Annotated in this window: 4 protein-coding genes; 1 reads left to right on the plus strand and 3 read right to left on the minus strand. The window is 47.5% G+C overall.

Going from position 1 to position 3950, the window contains the following annotated elements; all coding sequences use genetic code 11:
• Positions 1-481 precede the first annotated feature (481 nt).
• From P5674_RS16910 to P5674_RS16920, 3 genes are read right to left on the minus strand one after another with little or no spacing between them, the layout of a single operon-like run.
• Entirely contained in the window at positions 482-1306 is an 825-nt protein-coding gene (locus P5674_RS16910) for a SirB1 family protein (RefSeq protein ID WP_006616175.1), read from the minus strand.
• 55 nt (positions 1307-1361) lie between these two features.
• Positions 1362-3077, minus strand: a complete 1716-nt coding sequence (gene mutL / locus P5674_RS16915) for a DNA mismatch repair endonuclease MutL (RefSeq protein ID WP_014274059.1) — start codon at positions 3075-3077, stop codon at positions 1362-1364.
• Positions 3078-3115: 38 nt separating this feature from the next.
• Positions 3116-3604: a hypothetical protein gene (locus tag P5674_RS16920; protein ID WP_006615847.1), complete on the minus strand. Its 489-nt coding sequence runs from the start codon at positions 3602-3604 to the stop codon at positions 3116-3118.
• A gap of 21 nt (positions 3605-3625) precedes the next feature.
• On the opposite strand from P5674_RS16920, the gene petN reads away from it, so the two are divergent.
• The gene (gene petN / locus P5674_RS16925; protein ID WP_006615846.1) at positions 3626-3715 is read left to right on the plus strand and encodes a cytochrome b6-f complex subunit PetN; all 90 of its coding nucleotides are present in this window, start codon (positions 3626-3628) and stop codon (positions 3713-3715) included.
• Positions 3716-3950 lie beyond the last annotated feature (235 nt).

Raw genomic sequence — 3950 nt, forward strand, 5'->3', positions numbered from 1 at the left:
GTGAGGAACGAACCGATAGGCTTGCCATTGACGGGTATCACGAGAGAGTTACCCTGTCTGTGTTTGGTTGGGGGGAGATAGTAGGCATTTGACAGATTGATTAAGTTGTGCTTGTTGACTGAGTAATCAACCTGTTGACAGAATTATTTTCCTGTGCTAGGACTAGATTGTGAGTAATATCTGAGTAACTCAATAGGATATAGGGGTTGAGTAATAACCCGCTATCGCTGTCAGGATAAGGGTTTATAGTTAACACATTGTGGCGATTGCAATCCGCCTAGTGATTGTCACTACTAAAAAGCGACTTAGCCGATTTGGCGGTCAGGAGGATCGGCTTCCCCCCAGAAGAGGTCAATTTATCAATCAGCCTACCCTTTGACCGTGGGACACACGGCTGTAAGTTCAGGTTGATAACCCTATCTGTTTTATAGGTTTACTAGACAGGTTGAATGGTTCCCCAAATCCTTACTAATTAAACGATTCAGGTATCCAAGTCCATTCTATCTAGTAACTGCTGAATTATACCAGCATCCTGAGCAGTTGGAAGGTGGTTAAGATAATCTTCTAAGTCACAGCGAGCCTCTGACCAGCGATACAGTTGATAGTAAACCAGACCGCGATCGCGCCTTTCTTTAATATCATCAGGAGACAAGATCACAATCCTCTCCACTACCTTCAGCGCCTCCTCAAATTCCCCAACATTCATATAAATTGCCTTCAGATTTTGCAGCATCCGCCTTAAAAATTGCCGTGGTGCGATCGCATTGAGAAATTCAGGCCGTAATGTTACAGGCTGTCCATAAATTTCCGACAATCTCAGCTCACAGTCCTGGGGAAATAGGACTTCTCCCCATCCAAACGCATCAACATAAATCCCCGCATCTTCAAATTCTGGCTTAATCAGAAAATGTCCCGGCATCCCAATTCCCACCATCGGAAATTCAATGCGTTTTGCTATCTCTAAATACACCAAGGACATAGTAATCGGAATACCAGTCCGACGGTCTATCACCTGATTTAAAAAGCTATTTTTCGGGTCATAGTATTCAGTCCGATTCCCCCGAAATCCTAACTCATCATAAAGGTAATGATTAATCGCCTTAATTATCCGCATTGGATAAGCTGGCTTTTCAAGTTTCCCCAACACATCCGCCGCCATCCTATCTAACTGTTGCAGATATTCTAAAGGGTTAAAATAGGGTTGATGTTCTCGGGCAATATATAGGGCAGCCTTAGCCAAATCTATTTGATTTTCTGCCTGGCTAACCTCCTCATAAAACTGCTGTCTTGGTTCCGCAAAATTCATGCTGATATATTCACTAGGTTTTCATCGATAATTACTCAGGGTAATTATCCCCGTATCATATCCCATGGCTTTTGCCAATCACCCAACTGCGGCGGAAAAATCGGGCTAGGGAAGATTCCTCTAAACTTAGGAAAATCGGGCGACCGTGGGGACAAGTCCGGGGGGAACGGGTACTCACCCATTGATCTAATAGGGTCTGCATTTCCGTTAAACTTAGGGATGTGCCGTTGCGAATGGCACTGCGGCAAGCCGTGGCTACTTGGGCGGCCTGTAAATCTCCACCCAAACTGAGTTCAATCAGCGCTTCTTGACAGTCTTGGCGCAGGGCGAGAATTTCTGGGGCGCTTCGGATAGCCCAGAGTCCATCGCCAAAGGGGTCAACTTCCAAATTGAGGCGGGTTAGTTGTTCTAGTTGCGCCTCGGACAAATTGGCGACGATGATCGGAGTTGACAGGGGTATCACTTGCCAACGCCTGCATAATTGTTCGTAAATTACCCTTTCATGGGCAATGTGTTGTTCTACTAACCACAGACCCTCTGGGTGTTCTGCCACAATATAGGTGTTGTGAATTTGACCGATCGCTTTTAGTTTCGGAACATCAACTCTCTGGGGGTTTTCCGCTGATTCTAGGGGGGTCGGGCGGGTTCGGTATGAGGCAGTATCTTCCGAGACGCGCAACAGCTTCTCGATGGGATTAACCCCCGCTGAGAGACTTTCTGGGTTCAGCTTGAGAGTCTGATCAATGGCTAGGTGTATTTGCTCTTGCCAGTGGTTGAGATAATGTAAATAAATCTCGGCTTTGCTAGGATGGCGATTCCAGTCAATTAAGGCCGGGTCGATATGCAGATGCACAAAACAAACCGGATAGCGATCGCGCCCACAGGTACGCGCAAAAGCCGATAATATGGTAGGCTCCAATTCCGGCGATCGCACCATACGACCATTAACTCCTATCTTAACCCAATCCTTGCGCCGACGTGAAGCGCGATCGGGCAAGCCTATCACCACCTCTAACCATGATTTCGACAAGAATTTATGGCACTCTTCCACCTGTTGGGGTGGGTCTACATCCATTTTCAAATATTGCAGATCCCCCACCCTTACACCCCTAATAAATTCAGGTAGCATCTGTTGGGTCGTCACTGCTGGCCCAAACCGTAGCCAGGGGCGATCGTTTTGGTGAATTTGCCATGTCACCTGGGGATGACACAGAGCTATCTGTTGTAACATCAGTTGCGCCGCCCGCAATTGTTGGGTCGCAGTCGGTCCGGCGGTGCGGCGCGATGACCAGTTAGCAAACAGATTACTAACCTTTACCACAGTACCAGGTGCGATCGCCACAGTTTCCACCATTTCCGCCTCTCCCTGATGGTTATAAACTACCCGCCATCCTGAACTTGGGGATGAGGACAAACCACCGCGACTGAGAATCTCCAAATCCGACAGTTGCGCGATGCTGTGCAGAGCTTCTCCCCGAAACCCTAAACTGCTAATCTTTAACAAATCCCTCGCTGTCGCAATTTTACTGGTACTATGAGCCATGGCAGCCCGTTTCAGGTTGACTAAATCCATACCCTCGCCATTATCTGCCACCTGAATTCGCCACTGTTGTGGCCATAGGGAAACTGATATTCGCGTCGCTTTCGCATCAATGGCATTTTCTACCAATTCCCGCACCACCGCCGCCACTGAGTCTATAACTTCTCCTGCGGCTATCAGGTCAACGACATCTTCCGATAGGGTTTCAATGGAGTTCACAGTTAGCAACATCAGGATTTATAGTTCTTTAACCTCTAAGGACTTCTGATTCAGTTGTCCGATAACTCCCCCTCCGACGAAAAGTATTTAACCCAACCCCGTCCCATCGCTACATCTAGGATAATTCCCGCCACGGCGAACATAACTAAATTTTCTCCTACCCAGATGGCCATTTGGGGCAAAGGTTGGGGCGCTATATCCCATATAGCCAACCCCCGGACCAGAGCGAAAGCAAACACCACCCCTAGTTTCAGTTGGGGGTTATTATCCCGGCGGACGGTGTAGCGATAAGTAACACCGAAGAGAAAGCCACTAATTATGGCGATCGCTCCCTTGACGATTAAATGCACATCTAGGGCGATCATCTCTCCTAGGATACCACTAACGGTCAACTCTATCATTAGGGCGATCGTCCCTACAGAAACACCCGCCCAAATACCCGCCACTAGGGACTGTATGCGTTCAGCCGGACTAAAGTTAGAAGATGGATGCGACTGGATCAATTTCAGGATATGATAGCCTCTGAAGTCAATTTTCATCTGGTTTTGTGAAATACTACTATGGATATTCTGTCATTAGGTTGGGTTGGATTGTTAGTCGTCTTTACTTTCTCCATTTCCATGGTTGTCTGGGGTCGTAACGGCTTTTAGGCTATCCAGCATCACCAAAAACGAGGGTAAATTATCCTTTTCGCCCTCACTCAACAGTAGGGGCGAAACATTTTTTGCCCCTACAAGTTATTGAGCCATTAATTCCCTGGTCACATAGGGCGGGTTTATTAATAGCCCAACCCGGAGGGCGGGTTTATTAATATTGTCGTTGGGAGAGTCGGTCACACCAGAACCCGGAGGGCGGGTTTATTAATATTGTCGTTGGGAGAGTCGG

Source organism: Limnospira sp. PMC 289.06 (assembly GCF_032350395.1).
Taxonomy (GTDB): Bacteria; Cyanobacteriota; Cyanobacteriia; order Cyanobacteriales; family Microcoleaceae; genus Limnospira; species Limnospira platensis.